Here is a 19,332-nt window from a genome sequence, read left to right on the forward strand (position 1 = left end):
CCTCAAGGGCCGCCAGGCAAACAACACCAAGCCAGAGGAAATCCACATGCATTGCCAAACCCTTGTGCTGGGCGCAGGCATCGTCGGCGTCAGTACTGCCCTGCAGTTGCAGGCACGCGGGCGCCAGGTCACGTTGATTGACCGCAATGACCCGGGCAGTGGCACCAGCCATGGCAATGCCGGCCTGATCGAGCGCTCCAGCGTGATCCCTTACGCCTTCCCGCGCCAGCTTGGCGCGCTGGTTCGCTATGGCCTGAACCGCCAGCCGGATGTGCGCTACAGCCTGGCGCACCTGCCTAAGGCGGCCCCCTGGCTGCTGAAGTATTGGCGCCAGTCGGCACCCGCGCGGCTGGCAGGGGCCGCGGCCGACATGTTGCCGCTGGTGCAGCGCTGCGTCGAAGAGCATGACCCGCTGATCAGCGCTGCCGGCCTGGAGGCATTGGTGGAGGCCAAGGGCTGGATCGAGCTGTACCGTGATCAAAGCGCGTTCGAGCAGGCCAAGGCCGAACTCAAAGGGCTTGCGCATTACGGCTTGCAATACGAAATACTCGAACAGGCGCAACTGCAGGCGCGTGAACCCCAACTTGCCATGGGAGCAGTGGGCGGCATCCATTGGCTGGACCCGAAGACCGTGCGCGACCCGGGCGCCCTCACCCGCGGCTACGCAGCCCTGTTCGTGCAACGTGGCGGGCAGTTTTTGCACGGTGACGCGCGCAGCCTGAAACAGGTGGGCGATAGCTGGCAGGTAAGCAGCCAGCGCGGGGCCATCAGCGCCGATGAAGTGGTGGCTTGCCTGGGGCCGCAGTCCGCCGAGCTGTACGAACAGCTGGGTTACAAGATCCCGCTGGGCATCAAACGTGGCTACCACATGCATTACGGCACCCGCGATGGCGCCCGGCTGCAACACGCCATTTGCGATACCCAGGGCGGTTACGTGTTGGCGCCGATGGCCCGGGGCGTGCGCCTGACCACCGGCATCGAGTTTGCTGCCAGTTCAGCGCCCGGCAATCAGATCCAGCTCAACCGCTGCGAAACGCTGGCTCGCGCGCTGTTCCCGGCCTTGGGCGAGCGCCTGGACGATACCCCTTGGCTGGGCCGCCGCCCCTGCCTGCCAGACATGCGCCCGGTGATCGGCCCCGCACCCTTGCACAAAGGCCTGTGGTTCAACTTTGGCCATGCGCACCATGGGCTGACGCTGGGCCCGGTCAGCGGGCGATTGATGGCGGAGCTGGTGACAGGCGCAAAACCCTTCACCGACCCGCAGCCCTATAGCGCGGCGCGGTTCTTGTAGGTGGCGAACATTGCACGGCTGCAATCATCCAACTGCGCCGTTAAATATAATTGACCCAACCGTCTGCCAAACCCTTGCCGGCTGAGGGTTTGAGGCATCCCCAGCCCCAAAATACGGGGGTTAACCCCCTACACGCTCGTTTGACATATCGAACGGCTCTGGCAAGCTATCTACAAGCCCCGACCGGCATCGTCCCTCGATGAGCCGGCAGTGCTCGGGGCTTCAGGTAGCACACCAGGCCCCGCGCCGTGCACCTGCACAACAACGGCAGGTTGAACCTGCCATAAGGTGACATATGTCCAACAGCAACATTGGCAACAAGCAACCTTCCCTGCGCAAACCCGTCGTCCTGATGACCATGGGCAGCCAAGAGCGCAAAGGCCATGACTACCAGGTCATGACCCACAAATACATCACCCCGCTGGTCGAGTTCTCCGATTGCGTGCCGGTGCTGGTGCCCACCTGCTGCGGCATCGATGACCTGGAAACCTATCTGGACATGGCCGACGGCGTTTACCTGACCGGGGCCGGCAGCAACATCGACCCGACCTTGTACGGCCAGGAAAACGAAACCCCCGGCAAAGGCCAGGACCAGAACCGCGACCTGTTCGACATTCCGCTGGTAAAAGCGGCGCTCAAGCGCGGCCTGCCAATCTTCGGCATCTGCCGTGGCATGCAGGAAATCAACGTTGCACTGGGTGGTGACATTTACCAGAAGGTGTACGCCGAGCCTGGTTTCAACGACCACCGGGAAAACCCGGAAGACCCGGTCGAGGTGCAATACGCACAGGTTCACGGCGTGAAGATCAAGCCGGGCAGCTGGCTGCGCGATACCTTGGGCACTGACGAGATTCGCGTCAACTCGCTGCATGGCCAGGGCCTGCGCAAGCTTGGCGCGGGCATCGAGCCAATCGCCCATGCAGAAGACGGCCTGGTCGAAGCGATTCACGCCCCGAGCATTTCGCCGTTCCTGTTTGCGGTGCAGTGGCACCCGGAATGGCAAGCGGCCAAGAACCCGGACTCGATCAAGATCTTCCAGGCCTTTGGTGATGCCTGCCGTGCCCAGGTGCGCAAATCCCTCAAGCGCCAACAGGCCGCCTGACATTCAGCTTCGTTAGCTTTGATCGCGGGGCGGCGCAAGGTCGCCCCCGCTTCCCCGGTCACCCTCTGCTGGTCCCAGAACACCTCCCGTGGAAGCGGGCGGCGGGCGTGTGCCTGTCTCCGCGATCGTTTTTTTCTTCCCATTATTAAGAGATACGATGACCCGATATGGTCGTCGCAGGATGTTCTGCGCCTGTTAGATCGAGCGCCGCTTTGCGGCGCATCGCGGATGAATCCGCTCCTACAGGGCAGGCTGCAGCAATTGTAGGAGCGGATTTATCCGCGATGCGGCGCAAAGCCGCGCTGGATATCCGCCCCACCACAAAATTAGAGCCTTTCACCTCGCCAAAAAAATTTCCCACGGGGACTAGTCATCGCCCTAGTTGTACGATAACTTACCTCCAACGCAGCAACACACCCTTCACCCCAAAGCGCCACAGGATGCCAACAACAATGACTCCACAAGAACTGAAATCCATCCTCTCCCACGGCCTGCTGTCTTTCCCGGTCACCGACTTCAATGCCCAGGGCAACTTCAACCAGGCGGGCTACATCAAGCGCCTGGAATGGCTTGCCCCGTACGGTGCCAGCGCCCTGTTCGCCGCCGGCGGCACCGGTGAGTTCTTCTCGCTGGCCGCCAGCGAATACAGCCAGGTGATCAAGACTGCCGTCGACACCTGCGCCAAGTCGGTACCCATCCTCGCCGGCGTCGGTGGTTCCACCCGCCAGGCCATCGAATACGCGCAAGAAGCCGAGCGCCTGGGCGCCAAGGGCCTGCTGCTGCTGCCGCACTACCTGACCGAAGCCAGCCAGGACGGCGTTGCCGCCCACGTTGAAGCGGTGTGCAAATCGGTCAACATCGGCGTGGTCGTCTACAACCGCAACGTCTGCCGCCTGAACGCCGACCTGCTGGAAAAACTCGCCGAACGCTGCCCTAACCTGATCGGCTACAAAGACGGCCTGGGCGACATCGAACTGATGGTGTCGATCCGTCGCCGCATGGGTGACCGCTTCAGCTACCTGGGTGGCCTGCCGACCGCCGAGGTGTATGCTGCTGCTTATAAAGCGCTGGGCGTACCGGTTTACTCGTCGGCCGTGTTCAACTTCGTGCCGAAAACCGCGATGGACTTCTACCACGCCATCGCCAAGGACGATCACGCCACCGTCAACAAGCTGATCGACGATTTCTTCCTGCCGTACCTGAGCATCCGTAACCGCAAGGCCGGCTACGCCGTCAGCATCGTCAAGGCGGGCGCCAAAATCGCCGGTTACGACGCAGGCCCGGTGCGCACCCCGCTGACCGACCTGACCAACGAAGAATATGAAATGCTCGCAGCTCTGATGGACAAGATGGGTCCGCAATAAGCGAACCCCCGCGGCCTGCCATTGCCGCATCCGGAGTGGGTAACCCCACTCCGGCTACAACTCGTGAGCCCGCACAAAAATAACTAGTGGGAGATTTACCAGCATGCAAGCGAGTAAAAAGACGCATGTGCGCTACCTGATCCTGTTCATGCTGTTTCTGGTGACCACGATCAACTATGCCGACAGAGCCACCATCGCCATTGCAGGTTCCAGCCTGCAGAAAGACCTCGGCATTGACGCCGTAACCCTCGGTTATATCTTCTCCGCCTTCGGATGGGCTTACGTTGCCGGGCAAATCCCCGGCGGCTGGTTGCTGGACCGCTTCGGCTCCAAAAACGTCTACGCCTTCAGTATCTTCACCTGGTCGCTGTTCACCCTGTTGCAGGGGTTTGTCGGTGGCCTGCCAGTGGCGTGGGCGGTTGTAACCCTGTTCACCCTGCGCTTTCTCGTCGGTTTTGCCGAAGCCCCGTCGTTCCCCGGTAACGCGCGTATCGTCGCGGCCTGGTTCCCGACTCAGGAACGTGGCACCGCATCGGCGATCTTCAACTCGGCGCAGTACTTCGCCACCGCGCTGTTCGCCCCGATCATGGGCTGGATCGTGTTCAGCTTCGGCTGGGAGCACGTGTTCGTGGTCATGGGTGCCCTGGGCATCGTGTTCTCCGGCGTGTGGCTGAAGACCATCTACAACCCCCGTCAACATCCGCGCATCAGCACCGAAGAGCTTGAGCACATCGAGCAGAACGGCGGCCTGGTGGACATGGACCAGAAACGCGGCAACGACGGCCCGAAATGGGGCTACATCAAGCAATTGCTGACCAGCCGCATGCTGTTGGGCGTGTACCTGGGCCAGTACTGCATCAACGCCATCACCTACTTCTTCCTCACCTGGTTCCCGGTGTACCTGGTACAGGAACGCGGCATGACCATCCTCAAGGCGGGCTTCATCGCTTCGCTGCCTGCGGTATGCGGCTTCATTGGAGGTGTACTGGGTGGCGTAATCTCTGACTGGCTGCTGCGCCGTGGCAACTCGTTGACCTTCTCGCGCAAGCTGCCGATCGTCTGCGGCCTGATGCTGTCGACCACCATGGTCTTCTGCAACTACGTTGACGCCGAATGGATGGTGGTCGGCTTCATGACCTTGGCCTTCTTCGGCAAAGGCATTGGTGCGCTGGGCTGGGCTGTGGTTGCCGATACGTCGCCCAAGCAGATCGCCGGCTTGTCGGGCGGCCTGTTCAACACCTTCGGCAACATTGCCTCGATCACCACCCCGATCGTCATCGGCTACATCATCAGCGCCACTGGCTCGTTCAAGTGGGCACTGGTGTATGTAGGTGCCAACGCCCTGGTAGCGGTCTTCAGCTACCTGGTGATCGTCGGCCCGATCAAGCGTATCGAACTCAAGGATGATGCCACGCCAAAGCCGGAACCTGCCGGCAGCGGTGAACTGGCCGGCTCGCGCCACTGAGTGAACACGCCCGCCCCGGGTAACACCGGGTGCGGGCGGATGTACAAAGCCTGAGAACAAACAGACAGGGCCTGAACATGCAGTTGATCGAACATTCCGAATCGCCCCGCTACGTGCGCCTGCACGAAGACGACAACGTGGTGGTGGTGGTCAATGACGGCGGCCTGGGCGAAGGCGCCCGCTTCGCCGACGGCCTGACCCTGGTTGAAGGGGTGCCGCAAAGCCACAAGGTTGCCACCGTGCTCATCGCCAAGGGCGAGCCGGTGCGCCGTTACGGGCAGATCATCGGTTACGCACTGGAAGACCTGCGCCAGGGCAGCTGGGTGCAGGAAAGCCAGCTGGCCATGCCGTCCGCCCCGGAACTGGACAGCCTGCCGCGTTGCGATGCAGTGCCCGACGCCCTGCCGCCACTGGAAGGCTTCACCTTCGAAGGCTACCGCAACGCCGACGGCACCGTCGGTACCCGCAACATCCTCGGCATCACCACCACTGTGCAGTGCGTGACCGGCGTGCTGGACTTTGCCGTAAAACGCATCCGCGCCGAACTGCTGCCCAAATACCCCAACGTCGATGACGTGGTGGCCATTACCCACAGCTACGGCTGCGGCGTAGCCATCAACGCCCGCGACGCGTACATCCCCATCCGTACCGTGCGCAACCTGGCACGCAACCCCAACCTGGGTGGCGAAGCGCTGGTCATCAGCCTGGGCTGCGAAAAGCTGCAGGCCGGCCAGGTGATGCACGACAACGACCCCTCGGTGGACCTCAGCGAACCTTGGCTGTACCGCCTGCAGGACGCCAGCCTTGGCTTTGTGGAAATGATCGAGCAGATCATGGAGCTGGCAGAAACCCGCCTGAAAAAACTCGACCAGCGCCGCCGTGAAACCGTGCCGGCCAGCGAGCTGATTCTGGGCATGCAGTGCGGTGGCAGCGACGCCTTCTCGGGCATCACCGCCAACCCGGCACTGGGCTACGCGGCCGACCTGCTGGTGCGTGCCGGTGCCACCGTGCTGTTCTCGGAAGTGACCGAAGTGCGCGACGCCATCTACATGCTCACTTCCCGGGCCGAAAACCAGGATGTTGCCGAAGCCCTGGTGCGCGAGATGGACTGGTACGACCGCTACCTGCAACAGGGCGCGGCCGACCGCAGTGCCAACACCACGCCGGGCAACAAGAAAGGCGGCCTGTCGAACATTGTCGAGAAGTCGCTGGGTTCGATCGTCAAGTCGGGCAGCGGCGCCATCCAGGGCGTACTTGGCCCTGGCGAGCGGGTGACCCGCAAAGGCCTGATTTTCTGCGCCACCCCGGCCAGTGACTTTGTCTGCGGCACGCTGCAGCTGGCTGCCGGCATGAACCTGCATGTGTTCACCACTGGCCGCGGCACGCCATACGGCCTGGCCATGGCGCCGGTGGTGAAAGTGTGCACCCGTACCGAACTGGCCCAGCGCTGGCCCGACCTGATCGACATCGACGCCGGGCGCATCGCCAGCGGCCGCTCCAGCATCGAAGAGCTAGGCTGGGAGCTGTTCCACTATTACCTGGACGTGGCCAGTGGCCGCAAGCAGACCTGGGCCGAGCAGCACAAGCTGCACAATGACATCACCCTGTTCAACCCGGCGCCCATTACCTGATGGCCCGCATCCCCTGTAGGAGCGGATTCATCCGCGATCACCGGCAAAGCCGGTGCCACGTACCGCGTTGCCTGCATCGCGGATAAATCCGCTCCTACAAGGGCCGGGCAAAGCATTCATTACTTCACTCTCTTTACAGGAGCACCCCATGCCAGAGATCCTCGGCCACAACTTCATCGCAGGCGCACGCAGCGCCGCCGGCCCGCAACGCCTGCAGAGCCTGGACGCCACCACCGGTGAGGCCCTGCCCTACAGCTTCGCCCAGGCCACCGAGGCCGAAGTGGACCAGGCTGCCTTGGCCGCCAAAGCTGCGTTCGCCGAATTCCGCCAACTGAGCCCGGCTCGCCGCGCCGAGTTCCTCGACGCCATCGCCGCCGAGCTGGATGAACTGGACGACGCCTTCGTTGCCGTGGTCTGCCGCGAAACCGCCCTGCCCGCCGCACGCATTCAAGGCGAGCGCGGCCGCACCAGCGGCCAGATGCGCCTGTTCGCCCAAGTGCTGCGCCGTGGTGACTTCCTGGGCGCGCGCATCGACCTCGCCCTGCCTGACCGCCAACCGCTGCCCCGCGTCGACCTGCGTCAGATGCGCATCGGCGTTGGCCCGGTGGCCGTGTTCGGTGCCAGCAACTTCCCGCTGGCCTTCTCCACCGCCGGTGGTGATACCGCCGCCGCCTTCGCCGCCGGTTGCCCGGTGGTGTTCAAGGCCCACAGCGGCCACATGGCTACCGCCGACCTGGTGGGCACCGCCATCATCCGCGCCGCCGAGCGCACCGGCATGCCCAAGGGCGTGTTCAACATGATTTTCGGCAGCCGCGTGGGCGAGGCGCTGGTCAAGCACCCGGCCATCCAGGCCGTTGGCTTCACCGGTTCGCTCAACGGCGGCGACGCCCTGTGCCGCCTGGCCGCCGAGCGCCCGCAGCCGATCCCGGTGTTCGCCGAGATGTCCAGCATCAACCCGGTGATCATCCTGCCGGGCGCCCTGGCCAAGCGCGGCGAAGCCATTGCCCGCGAGCTGGCAGGCTCCGTGTGCATGGGTGCGGGCCAGTTCTGCACCAACCCGGGCATGGTCATCGGCCTGCAATCGCCACAGTTCAGCCAACTGCTGGCTGACCTTGGCCAACACCTGGACGCCCAGGCTGGCCAGACCATGCTCAACGCCGGCGGCCTGCGCAGCTACGTCGGCGGCCTGGAGCACCTGCAGGCCCACGCTGGCATCCAGCACCTGGCCGGCCAGGCACAGGAAGGCAGCCAGGCCCGCGCCCAGCTGTTCAAAGCCGATGCCAGCCTGCTGGTGAACGCCGACCCGCTGCTGCAGGAAGAAGTGTTTGGCCCGACCACCGTTGCCGTCGAAGTGCAGGACAACGACCAGCTGCGTGCCGCCCTGCTCGGCCTGCGTGGCCAGCTGACCGCCACCTTGATCGGTGAAGCGGAGGACTTCGAAGCTTACGCCTGGCTGGTGCCGCTGTTGGAAGAAAAAGTCGGCCGTATCCTGATCAATGGCTACCCGACCGGCGTTGAAGTGTGTGACGCCATGGTCCACGGTGGGCCGTACCCGGCCACCTCCGACGCCCGGGGCACTTCGGTCGGCACCTTGGCCATCGACCGCTTCCTGCGCCCGGTTTGCTACCAGAACTACCCGCAGGCGTTGCTGCCTGAGGCGCTGCGTGACGGCAACCCGCTGGGGCTGCGTCGCCTGGTCAACGGGCAGTGGAGTGATGGGGCGATCTGATTGCCTCAGGTATGAAAAAGCCCCGCACATGCGGGGGTTTTTCATTTTCGGTACAGGCAGAACGCGTACCCTGTGGGAGCGGCTTCAGCCGCGAAGCAGGCGACGCGGTGCCTGGCACCGGCCATGCCGGTGTTTGCGGCTAAAGCCGCTCCTACACAGATTGCGCTTCGGCTTCTTCATGCGCCTGGCGCAAGCGCTCGCGGCTGTTGCTCAGATGCATGCGCATGGCCATCTTCGCCCCTTCGCTGTCGCGCCGGGCAATGGCCTCGTAAATAGCCTCGTGCTCATGCATCAACCGGCCCATGTAATGTGCCTGGTCATCATGCGCCAGGCGCGCCGAATTCAACCGGGTGCGCGGGATGATGCTGGTGCCCAGGTGGTTGATGATGTCGGCGAAGTAGTGGTTGCCGCTGGCCTGGGCAATGCGCAGGTGGAACTGGAAGTCTGCCGACACGGCGTCGGTGGCATGGGCCGCGCCTTCGTTCAGTTCGTCCAGTGCCGAGCGCATGCCGGCCAGCTCATCATCGCTGCGACGCTGCGCCGCAAGGCCCGCCGACTCGATCTCCAGGGCAATGCGCAACTCCAGCACCGCCAGCACTTCACGCAGTGTCACCACCGTGGCCGGGTCGATGCGGAAGCCGCCGGTGGTCTGCACGTCCAGCACGAACGTTCCGATGCCATGGCGGGTCTCGACCTGCCCCGCCGCCTGCAGGCGCGAGATGGCCTCACGCACCACGGTGCGGCTCACGCCCTCCTCGGCCATGATCTGCGATTCGGTCGGCAGCTTGTCGCCACGCTTGAGCTGGCCGCTGCGGATGCGTTCGGTCAGTACCGTGACCAGTTCCTGGGCCAGACTGCGTGGTTTGCGCCGGGTCTTTGCCTGTACCTGCTGCTCTGTCATGCCCTGAATTTCACCTAGAAAGCCAGCGGTCATGATAGCGCAAGCGGTTGTACGATCACATCCACCCGGCGCGGTATTTATTACAGGGCAGCGCCCGGTGCCCGCCCCAACACGCGGGCGTATTCCTCACGCGCGGCCTGTTCGGTGAATTCACCGGCCCACTTAGCCACCACCACGGTTGCCACGCTGTTACCAATGGTGTTGCAGGTGGCGATGGCCATGGACATGAAGCGGTATACCCCGAACAGCAGCGCCAGGCCTTCCACGGGCAGCACACCAATGGCCGTGACGGTGGCGGCGAACACCACAAAGCTGCCGCCCGATACCGCTGCCGCGCCCTTGGAGGTCACCAGCATGATCGCCAGAATACCCAACTGCTGCTCCCACCCCAACGGCACGCCATAGGCGTTGGCAATGAACAGCACGCACAGCGACATGTAGATTGACGTGCCGTCCAGGTTGAACGCATAACCGGTGGGCAGCACCAGGCCGACGCTTTGCTTGGAACAGCCGAACTTCTCAAGCTTCTGCAGCAGGCGTGGCAAGGCACTTTCGGACGACGCAGTGCCCAGCACAATGAAGATCTCGTCCTTGATGTACAGCAAAAAGCGCCACAGGCTGAAGCCCGAAAGTCGGCACACAGCGCCCAGCACCACAAACAGGAAGAACGCCACGGCCAGGTAGAACATCAGCACCAGGTTGGCCAGCGACATCAGCACCGCCGTGCCATTGCTGCCCACGGCATACGCAACCGAGCCGAATGCCCCCAACGGCGCGAATTTCATGATCAGGTTGATGAACTCGAAGAAGCACTCCGAGACGCGGTTCAAGCCGTCTTCAATCACCGCGCGCCGTTCATGCTTGAGGGCCAGCAGCGCGAAGCCGAACAGCACGGCGATCACCAGCACTTGCAGCAGTTGGCCACCGGCGAAGGCACCGACGAAGTTGTCGGGGAAGATGGCGTAGATGAAGTCCATGGTCGACGTCGGCGCATGGCCCTTGGCAACCGCCGCGGTAGCCGCCGCCGATGTAGCGCTGCTGGGGTGGGCATCGTGCATGCCCGAGCCGATGCCGATCAGGTTGCCCCACAGCAAGCCAATGGCCAGGGCCAGGGTCGACAACAGTTCGAAGTACACCAGCGCACGCCAGCCGACCTTGCCGACGCGCTTGATGTCGCCGGCTGAGGCGATGCCGTGGACCACGGTGAAGAAGACCAGCGGGGCCACGGCAGTCTTGATCAGTTTAAGGAAAATGTCCCCGAGGATCTTGAACTTGGCAGCCAGCTCGGGGGCGATGAAACCAAAGGCGATGCCCAGCAGCATCGCCGCGACAACCTGGAAGGTCAGGTCCTTGTACAGCGGCTTTTTCGAAGTGGAAGACATGGTTGTGTTCTCATTGTTCTTGTAATCGAGGGGGCCTGGCGCACGGCCAGGCCCGAGCAACATCAGCGTGCAACGGCCCCCGGGCGCGCCAGCGCCAGGTCGACCATTTGTGGCGCCAGGCCCAGGTAGTTGGCCGGGTCGCACAGGCGCTGCAGGGTTGCCAGGTCCAGTTGCGCGGTGGCCTCACCCTGGGCCTGCAGTGCTTCCAGCAGGCTGATGCCCTGATCGTTGGCCATGCGGCAGGCGGCATATACCACGTCGTGCGCCACCTGGCGGCCCAGCGCCGGTGCCAGGCCCATCATCACGGCTTCGGCAACGATCAGGCCCTGGGTCATGTCGAGGTTCTTGCGCATGCGCTCGGTGCGCACATCCAGCCCGGCCAGCATGAAGCGCGCCTGGCCCAGCGATGCGCCGGTCAGGGCGAAGGCTTCAGGGATGGCGATCCACTCGGCCTGCCATGGGCCGGTGGAGCGCTCGAAGTCCTGGATCATGGCGTCGAGCATCAGCCCGGCCTGCTGGCGTACGCCCTTGGCGGCGGCGTACATCAACTCGCAGGAAATCGGGTTGCGCTTTTGCGGCATGGTGCTGCTGGCGCCCCGGCCTTTGACGAACGGCTCGTAGGCTTCGCCCAGCTCGCTGGTCATCATCATCATGATGTCCAGGGCCACCTTGCCCAGTGAAGCCGTTACCAGGCCAAGGAAGTTCAGCGTCTCAGCCAGGCCGTCGCGGGCCACGTGCCAGGTAGCCTGCGGCACGCCCAAGCCCAGTTCGGCCATCAACGCCGCCTGCACGTCCAGGCCTTTGTCACCCAGCGAGGCCAGCGTGCCGGCAGCACCGGCGAATTGCCCAACCTCCACCCGCGGGCGCAACTCGACCAGGCGTTCGGCGTGGCGGTCGAACATGCTCAGCCATACCGCGCACTTGTAGCCGAAGGTGATCGGCAGCGCGTGTTGCAGGTGCGTGCGGCCTGCCATCGGTGTGTCGCGGTAACGTTGCGCCAGTTCCGCCAGCAGGCCACGCACGGCCTGCACGTCGCGTTCGACGATGGCCAGCGCGGCGCGCACCTGCAGGACCACGGCCGTGTCCATGATGTCCTGCGTGGTAGCGCCCCAGTGCACGAAGCGACCGGCGTCACCGCACAATTTCGACAGTTGCTCCACCAGCGGCAGGATCGGGTAGCCGACGATTTCGGTTTCGTGCTGCATCAGCTTCAGGTCGAGGGCGTCGTAACGCGACAGCTCGGCGATCTGTGCCGCGGCTTCTACAGGAATGACCCCGCAGCGCGCCTCGGCCTTGGCCAGCGCCACTTCGACTTCGATGTAGCGTTCAATCAATGCGCGGTCAGAAAACACCTCACGCATTTCGGCAGTGCCGAACATGTCGCGGAACAGGGTGGAGTCAAAAACGGTAGTGGACATGGGCAGGCATCCTGAAATGTTGTTATTGAGCGTACATATTATTTATGTCCGTACATAATTCTTGCCCTGCCGCTGTTACACTGTCAACCGGTGAAATTGACGGGACAGACCGAAGGTATGAACGAAACGCGTTATGCCGTGGTGGCCAAGGACTTGATGGAAGGCATTGCCAGCGGCCGCTACCCCGTGGGCAGCCTGCTGCCCACCGAGTTCGAGCTGTGTGACTTGTATGAAGTGAGCCGGCACACGGTGCGTGCAGCCATCAACCAGTTGCTGAACCAGGGGTTAGTGTCCCGGCGCAAGCGCGTGGGTACACGGGTCGAGGCCAGCAGCCCACGGGGCGGCTACTCGCAGTCGTTGGCCACCGTGTCGGACCTGGCGCACCTGGCCGAAACCCAGCAACGGGAAATCCAGAACGTGCGCCACTTCGTCGCCGACCTGAGCGAGGCTGCGCGGCTGGGGTTGGTGCCGGGGGAACATTACTTTTGCGTGTCGAGCATTCGCGTCGACCGCCAGCACAATGCCGCGCCACTGTGCTGGACCGACGTCTATGCCCAGCGCGATTACGCCGACGTCATCGACCTGGCCCGGGAGCACCCCGACCAACTCATCGCCAGCCTGATCGAGCAGCATTTCGGGCGGGCCATCGCCGTGGTCGACCAGCAGGTGCGCGCAGTGCTGCTGCCGGCCGAGCTGGCCCGCGTACTCAAGGCCGAGGCCGGGTCGCCAGGGCTGAAGATCCTGCGCCAGTACCGGGATGATGCCGGGGGACTGATGGCGGTGTCCGAGACGGTGCACCCGGACGACCGCTTCACCCTGGTCACGCAAATGCGCAGAGACAAGGCCCAAAGCTGAGACGGGCGGCAAAATAATGGCCCCCAGCGTTGCCGATGAAAGGCAAACTCCTTTCATCTTCAGATGCTTAGGACAGCAACATGCGAGTATTTCTAGCAACGATGGCCGGCTGCCTGCTGGCCACGACCGCCTTCGCAGCCCAGGCCAGGGCGCTGAGCCAAAATGATCGCCACGTATGCGGCTGGGGCGCCCAAATTGCCGCCGAAGCCCAGCAGGCCAAGCTTTCCGGGGTAACGTTGTACGCCACACGCAAGAAGCTGCAGGCGCGCAAGTTCCCCAAGCCGTGGATGCGCATGACCGCCTTCGGCATCACCGAGCAAACCTACAACAGCCGCTCACGCCTCAAGCCCGCTGCGATCAAGCAAACCTATTACGAGCAATGCGCGCAGCACGCGTTAGCCAAAAAATAAGGCCTTTAAATCATAGACTTAAAGGCCTTATTTAAACTACTGGATTAACAACCGGACAACGCGACGGGGCGGCGCTCACCGGCAAAGAACAACGGCCGCAGGCGCACGCCAATCAGGTTGCCTGTGTAGGCCGCCACCAGCCACAGCCAGCCATGTACGCTGCCCGAGGCAATGCCGCTGAAGTAAGCACCGATGTTGCAGCCATAGGCCAGGCGCGAACCGTAACCCAGCAACAAGCCGCCAATCACGGCCGCAATCAGCGAGGGCAGCGGGATCTTCAGGCTTGGAGCGAAGCGGCCAGCAAGGCCGGCAGCCAGCAACGCCCCGAGCACGATACCGATGTCCATGACCGTGGTGATGTCCTGCCACACCGGCGAAGCGAGCGCTTTGGCATTGGCCGGCATTTGCCAGAATGCCCAGCTGCCAACGTCCACACCCAAGCCATTCAGGGTTTTGGCGCCCCACAGTGCAAAGGCCGAGGTGATGCCCCACGGGCGCCCGGCAAGGGCCAGCGTGGCATAGTTCAGCAGCGCCAGGGCAATTGCACCCCACAGCAGTGGCCAAGGGCCGCGCAGTAAACGGCGCAGGCCTTGATGTTCACTGCTCACCGGGGCTTCCAGAGCGCCGTGGCGGCGCTTTTCCAGTACCACGGTTGCCCACGCGATCAGCGCGAACACCACCACACTCACCAGCAGCGCAGGCGCTACGCCCCACACCTTGACGATTGAAGTGGCCGGGAACGACGGCAGAGCAAACCACCAGTCAGCATGGTGGGTGGCGGCAACCGAGCCGATGATGAAGAACAGCAGCGTCACCAGCATCCGCGCGTTGCCACCGCCCACGGTGAACAACGTGCCCGAGGCGCAGCCGCCGCCCAGTTGCATGCCGATGCCAAAGATGAAGGCACCGAACACCACCGACACGCCAGCAGGCGCGACCAGCCCCGTGACCGGGTTGCCGAACAGCGTGCCTGCCGACAGCGCCGGGAAAAACAGCAGCACAGCCAGGGTCAGCATGACCATCTGCGCGCGCAGGCCGGCACCACGGCGTTCATTGATGAACACCCGCCAGGCAGAGGTGAAGCCGAACGCGGCATGGTAAAGGGTCAAGCCCAGCGCCGCGCCGACCAGCAGCAACAGCACCTGCTTGAAGCCGGCATTGAGATTGAGAAACCAGGCACCGGCCAACAGCAGGCCCAGCGCAATGAGAGGCGCGCCGAAACGGCGCGGTTCGGGTGTGGCGGTTGCAGAAAGCCCCATGGGAATACTCGGATTACAGTAAAACGGGCGGCGAGTATAACCCCATGGGCAAAATGATGTTGCGCAGCGGTCAGGAAGCGGCTTTGGCCCGCGCCGCGTGCAGCTTCTTGTAGCTCTCGATCAAGCGCAGGTGGCGGTCCAGCCCTTCGAGCTTCAGGCTGGTCGGGGTCAGGCCATGGAAGCGCACGCTGCCGTCGACCGAACCCAGCACTGCATCCATGCGCGGGTTGCCAAACATGCGGCGGAAGTTGGCCTCGTAGTCGGCCATGTCCAGCTCATCGTCCAGCTGCACCTCCAGCACCACGTTCAGCGCCTGGTAGAACAGGCCACGGTCCACGGTGTTGTCGTTGAACTGCAGGAATGCTTCAACCAGCTCCTTGGCATCCTCGAAGCGCTTCAGCGCCAGGCATATCAGCAGTTTCAGCTCAAGAATGGTCAGTTGGCCCCACACCGTGTTGTCATCGAACTCCACACCGATCAACGTGGTGATGGTGGTGTAATCGTCCACCTCGCAGTTGTCCAGGCGCTTGAGCAATGCGCGCAGGCCACGGTTTTCCAGGCTGTGCAGGTTGAGGATGTCGGCGCGGAAGGCCAGTGCGCGGTTGGTGTTGTCCCAAATCAGGTCTTCGACCGGGTAGATCTCGGAATACCCTGGCACCAGGATGCGGCACGCGGTGGCGCCCAGGTCGTCGTACACGGCCATGTACACTTCCTTGCCCATCGCCTCGAGGATGCCGAACAAGGTGGCGGCCTCCTGGGCGTTGGAGTCTTCGCCGTGGCCGGAGAAGTCCCATTCGACAAACTCGAAGTCGGCCTTGGCACTGAAGAAGCGCCACGACACCACGCCGCTGGAGTCGATGAAGTGCTCCACGAAGTTGTTCGGCTCGGTCAGCGCGTGGCTTTCGAAGGTGGGCTGCGGCAGGTCGTTGAGGCCTTCGAAACTGCGGCCCTGCAGCAGTTCGGTAAGGCTGCGCTCCAGCGCCACTTCAAAGCTCGGGTGCGCGCCGAACGAGGCAAACACGCCGCCGGTGCGCGGGTTCATCAGGGTCACGCACATCACCGGGAACTCGCCGCCCAGCGACGCGTCCTTGACCAGCACCGGGAAGCCCTGCTCCTCCAGGCCCTGAATACCGGCAACAATGCCTGGGTACTTGGCCAGCACCTCTTGCGGCACATCCGGCAGGCACAGCTCGCCTTCCAGGATTTCACGCTTGACCGCCCGCTCGAAGATTTCCGACAGGCACTGCACCTGGGCCTCGGCCAAGGTGTTGCCGGCGCTCATGCCGTTGCTCAGGAACAGGTTTTCGATCAGGTTGGACGGGAAGTACACCACCTGCTCGTCCGACTGGCGCACGAACGGCAGCGAAACGATACCCCGCTCGGTGTTGCCCGAGTTGGTGTCGTACAGGTGCGAGCCGCGCAGCTCGCCGTCGGGGTTGTAGATTTCCAGGCAGTAGGCGTCGAGTATTTCCTGTGGGAGTGCGTCTTTCACGCCCGGCTTGAACCATTGCTCGTTCGGGTAGTGCACGAACGGCGCGTTGGCGATGTCTTCGCCCCAGAACTGGTCGTTGTAGAAGAAGTTGCAGTTAAGGCGCTCGATGAACTCGCCCAGCGCCGAGGCCAGCGCGGCTTCCTTGGTGGAACCCTTGCCGTTGGTAAAGCACATCGGCGACTGGGCATCGCGCACGTGCAGCGACCACACGTTCGGCACGATGTTGCGCCACGAGGCGATCTCGATCTTCATGCCAAGGCCGGCCAGGATGGCGGACATGTTGGCGATGGTCTGCTCCAGCGGCAGGTCCTTGCCGGGGATGTAGGTGGTGGTTTCGGCCACCGGCATCAACAGGCCCAGGGCATCGGCGTCGAGGTTGTCGACTTCTTCGATGATGAACTCCGGGCCGGTCTGTACCACCTTCTTGACCGTGCAGCGGTCGATGGAACGCAGGATGCCCTGGCGGTCCTTCTCGGAAATGTCCTCGGGCAGCTCGACCTGGATCTTGAAGATCTGGTTGTAGCGGTTTTCCGGGTCGACGATGTTGTTCTGCGACAGGCGGATGTTTTCCGTAGGGATGTCGCGCGTCTGGCAGTACAGTTTGACGAAATAAGCCGCGCACAGGGCCGACGAGGCCAGGAAATAGTCGAACGGCCCTGGCGCCGAGCCATCGCCCTTGTAGCGGATCGGCTGGTCGGCGATCACCGTGAAGTCGTCGAACTTGGCTTCAAGGCGCAGGTTGTCGAGGAAGTTGACTTTGATTTCCATGCGGGATTTACCGTGATTTAAGCGTGCGAAACGAGAATGGGCGGCATTATCCGGGTTTTCACCCCGGAAGTCCTGTTTACCTGTGCGGGGGCGCCGCTCGCGCGGCGCATCGCGGCGGTCCGACGTCTCGGTAAATCCGCTCCTACAGGGTGGGAGCAACTGTCTGATAGTGCCCATTGGCGAGACAGGCCATTTCACCGTTACAATGCCGCCCTACCGTGACAGCCCGAACCTATAACGACATGTCCCTTCCAAAGAACCACCTGGAACTGCTCAGCCCTGCCCGTGACGTGAGCATCGCCCGTGAGGCGATCCTGCACGGCGCTGACGCCATCTACATTGGCGGCCCGAGCTTCGGCGCGCGCCACAACGCCTGCAACGAGGTCGGCGAAATCGCCGAACTGGTCGAATTCGCCCGCCGCTACCACGCGCGCGTGTTCACCACCATCAACACCATCCTGCACGACAACGAGCTGGAGCCAGCGCGCAAGCTGATCCACCAGCTCTACGACGCCGGTGTGGACGCGCTGATCGTGCAGGACCTGGGGGTGATGGAGCTGGACATCCCGCCCATCGAGCTGCACGCAAGCACCCAGACCGACATCCGTACCCTGGAGCGGGCCAAGTTCCTCGACCAGGCCGGCTTCTCGCAGCTGGTGCTGGCCCGTGAGCTGAACCTGCAGCAAATCCGCGCCATCGCCGCCGAAACCGACGCCGCCATCGAATTTTTCATCCATGGCGCGCTGTGCGTGGCATTCTCTGGCCAGTGCAACATTTCCCATGCCCAGACCGGGCGCAGCGCCAACCGTGGCGACTGCTCCCAGGCCTGCCGGCTGCCGTACACGCTCAAGGACGACCAGGGCCGTGTGGTGGCGTTCGAGAAGCACTTGTTGTCGATGAAAGACAACAACCAGACCGCCAACCTGGCCGACCTCGTCGATGCCGGCGTGCGCTCGTTCAAGATCGAGGGCCGCTACAAGGATGTGGGCTATGTGAAAAACATTACCGCCCACTACCGCAAAGAGCTGGATGCCATCCTGGAAGGCCGCCCGGAGCTGGCCCGTGCCTCCAGCGGCCGCACCGAGCACTTCTTCGTGCCCGACCCGGACAAAACCTTCCACCGAGGCAGCACCGACTACTTCGTCACCGACCGCAAGGTGGACATCGGCGCCTTCGACTCGCCTACCTTCACCGGTTTGCCGGTGGGCGTAGTGGAAAAGGTCGGCAAGCGCGACATGCAGGTGGTTACCGAGGTACCGCTGACCAACGGTGACGGCCTGAACGTGCTGGTCAAGCGTGAGGTGGTGGGCTTCCGTGCCAACATTGCAGAACCGCGTGGCGAGTTCGAGGAAGACGGCCAGAAGCGCTACCGTTACCGGGTCGAGCCCAACGAGATGCCTGAAGGCCTGCACAAGCTGCGCCCGAACCACCCGCTGTCGCGCAACCTGGACCACAACTGGCAGCAGGCCCTGCAACGCACCTCGGCCGAGCGCCGGGTGGGCGTTGAATGGCACGCCGTGCTGCGTGAGCAGCGCCTGATGCTGACGGCCAGCAGTGAAGAAGGCGTGAGCGTCCAAGTGGCGCTGGACGGCCCGTTCGGCCCGGCCAACAAGCCACAGCAGGCGCTGGACCAGTTGCACGACCTGCTCGGCCAGCTGGGTACCACGATGTACCACGCCAATGCCATCGAGCTGGATGCACCGCAGGCGTTCTTCATCCCCAACTCGCAGCTCAAGGCCCTGCGCCGCGAAGCCATCGAGGCGCTGACCGCCGCACGCATCAAGGCCCACCCGCGTGGCGCGCGCAAGGCAGAGACCACGCCGCCGCCGGTGTACCCCGAGTCGCACCTGTCGTTTTTGGCCAACGTGTACAACCAGAAGGCCCGTGACTTCTACCACCGCCATGGTGTGCAGTTGATCGACGCGGCCTACGAGGCCCACGAAGAGCACGGCGAAGTGCCGGTGATGATCACCAAGCACTGCCTGCGGTTCTCGTTCAACCTGTGCCCGAAACAGGCCAAGGGAGTGACCGGCGTGCGTACCAAGGTGGCGCCGATGCAGCTGATTCAGGGCGATGAAGTGCTGACCCTGAAGTTCGACTGCAAGCCGTGCGAGATGCATGTGGTGGGCAAGATGAAGAGCCACATCATTGACTTGCCGACGCCGGGGAGTGCGGTGGCACAGGTGGTGGGGCATATCAGCCCTGAGGATTTGCTGAAGACCATTCCTCGCGCGCCGCATTGAGGGCCGGGGGCTGCTGCGCAGC

The 19,332-nt window shown here is 63.4% G+C and carries 14 protein-coding genes; 9 read left to right on the forward strand and 5 right to left on the reverse strand.

Annotated features, from left to right (window positions below):
* The first annotated feature begins 46 nt into the window (after window positions 1-46).
* From PVV54_RS13400 to PVV54_RS13425, 6 genes are all read left to right on the forward strand, one after another.
* Entirely contained in the window at window positions 47-1,291 is a 1,245-nt protein-coding gene (locus tag PVV54_RS13400) for an NAD(P)/FAD-dependent oxidoreductase (protein WP_274905706.1), read from the forward strand.
* Between the two features lie 295 nt (window positions 1,292-1,586).
* On the forward strand, window positions 1,587-2,393 hold the full coding sequence (locus PVV54_RS13405; protein WP_274905707.1) for a gamma-glutamyl-gamma-aminobutyrate hydrolase family protein: 807 nt from the start codon (window positions 1,587-1,589) through the stop codon (window positions 2,391-2,393).
* A 452-nt stretch (window positions 2,394-2,845) separates the two neighbouring features.
* The gene (gene kdgD / locus PVV54_RS13410) at window positions 2,846-3,757 is read left to right on the forward strand and encodes a 5-dehydro-4-deoxyglucarate dehydratase (protein WP_274905708.1); all 912 of its coding nucleotides are present in this window, start codon (window positions 2,846-2,848) and stop codon (window positions 3,755-3,757) included.
* Window positions 3,758-3,860: 103 nt separating this feature from the next.
* A complete protein-coding gene (locus PVV54_RS13415) occupies window positions 3,861-5,222 on the forward strand; it encodes an MFS transporter (protein ID WP_274905709.1) in 1,362 nt (453 codons plus the stop codon).
* Window positions 5,223-5,299: 77 nt separating this feature from the next.
* A complete protein-coding gene (gene garD, locus PVV54_RS13420; RefSeq protein WP_274905710.1) occupies window positions 5,300-6,853 on the forward strand; it encodes a galactarate dehydratase in 1,554 nt (517 codons plus the stop codon).
* Between the two features lie 148 nt (window positions 6,854-7,001).
* On the forward strand, window positions 7,002-8,582 hold the full coding sequence (locus PVV54_RS13425; RefSeq protein ID WP_274905711.1) for an aldehyde dehydrogenase (NADP(+)): 1,581 nt from the start codon (window positions 7,002-7,004) through the stop codon (window positions 8,580-8,582).
* Window positions 8,583-8,733: 151 nt separating this feature from the next.
* On the opposite strand, the gene PVV54_RS13430 is transcribed toward PVV54_RS13425, so the two are convergent.
* The 3 genes from PVV54_RS13430 to PVV54_RS13440 form a co-directional block, all read right to left on the reverse strand.
* Window positions 8,734-9,483: a FadR/GntR family transcriptional regulator gene (locus PVV54_RS13430; protein WP_274905712.1), complete on the reverse strand. Its 750-nt coding sequence runs from the start codon at window positions 9,481-9,483 to the stop codon at window positions 8,734-8,736.
* 80 nt (window positions 9,484-9,563) lie between these two features.
* Entirely contained in the window at window positions 9,564-10,865 is a 1,302-nt protein-coding gene (locus PVV54_RS13435; RefSeq protein WP_274905713.1) for a cation:dicarboxylate symporter family transporter, read from the reverse strand.
* Between the two features lie 62 nt (window positions 10,866-10,927).
* Complete coding sequence (locus PVV54_RS13440) at window positions 10,928-12,283, reverse strand: class-II fumarase/aspartase family protein (RefSeq protein WP_274905714.1); 1,356 nt, start codon at window positions 12,281-12,283, stop codon at window positions 10,928-10,930.
* A 117-nt stretch (window positions 12,284-12,400) separates the two neighbouring features.
* Between PVV54_RS13440 and PVV54_RS13445 the strand changes: the two genes are divergently transcribed.
* On the forward strand, window positions 12,401-13,138 hold the full coding sequence (locus PVV54_RS13445; protein WP_274905715.1) for a GntR family transcriptional regulator: 738 nt from the start codon (window positions 12,401-12,403) through the stop codon (window positions 13,136-13,138).
* Window positions 13,139-13,218: 80 nt separating this feature from the next.
* A complete protein-coding gene (locus tag PVV54_RS13450; RefSeq protein WP_274905716.1) occupies window positions 13,219-13,548 on the forward strand; it encodes a hypothetical protein in 330 nt (109 codons plus the stop codon).
* Window positions 13,549-13,592: 44 nt separating this feature from the next.
* On the opposite strand, the gene PVV54_RS13455 is transcribed toward PVV54_RS13450, so the two are convergent.
* Both PVV54_RS13455 and PVV54_RS13460 read right to left on the reverse strand, forming a co-directional pair.
* Window positions 13,593-14,807 carry a YeeE/YedE family protein gene (locus PVV54_RS13455; RefSeq protein WP_274905717.1) on the reverse strand — a complete coding sequence of 405 codons (1,215 nt, stop codon included), beginning with the start codon at window positions 14,805-14,807 and terminating at the stop codon, window positions 13,593-13,595.
* Window positions 14,808-14,877: 70 nt separating this feature from the next.
* On the reverse strand, window positions 14,878-17,067 hold the full coding sequence (locus PVV54_RS13460) for an OsmC domain/YcaO domain-containing protein (RefSeq protein WP_274905718.1): 2,190 nt from the start codon (window positions 17,065-17,067) through the stop codon (window positions 14,878-14,880).
* A gap of 242 nt (window positions 17,068-17,309) precedes the next feature.
* Between PVV54_RS13460 and PVV54_RS13465 the strand changes: the two genes are divergently transcribed.
* Window positions 17,310-19,310: a peptidase U32 family protein gene (locus PVV54_RS13465; protein ID WP_274905719.1), complete on the forward strand. Its 2,001-nt coding sequence runs from the start codon at window positions 17,310-17,312 to the stop codon at window positions 19,308-19,310.
* The last annotated feature ends 22 nt before the right edge of the window (window positions 19,311-19,332 follow it).

Origin of the sequence: Pseudomonas sp. PSKL.D1, from assembly GCF_028898945.1 — a bacterium.
GTDB lineage: Bacteria > Pseudomonadota > Gammaproteobacteria > Pseudomonadales > Pseudomonadaceae > Aquipseudomonas.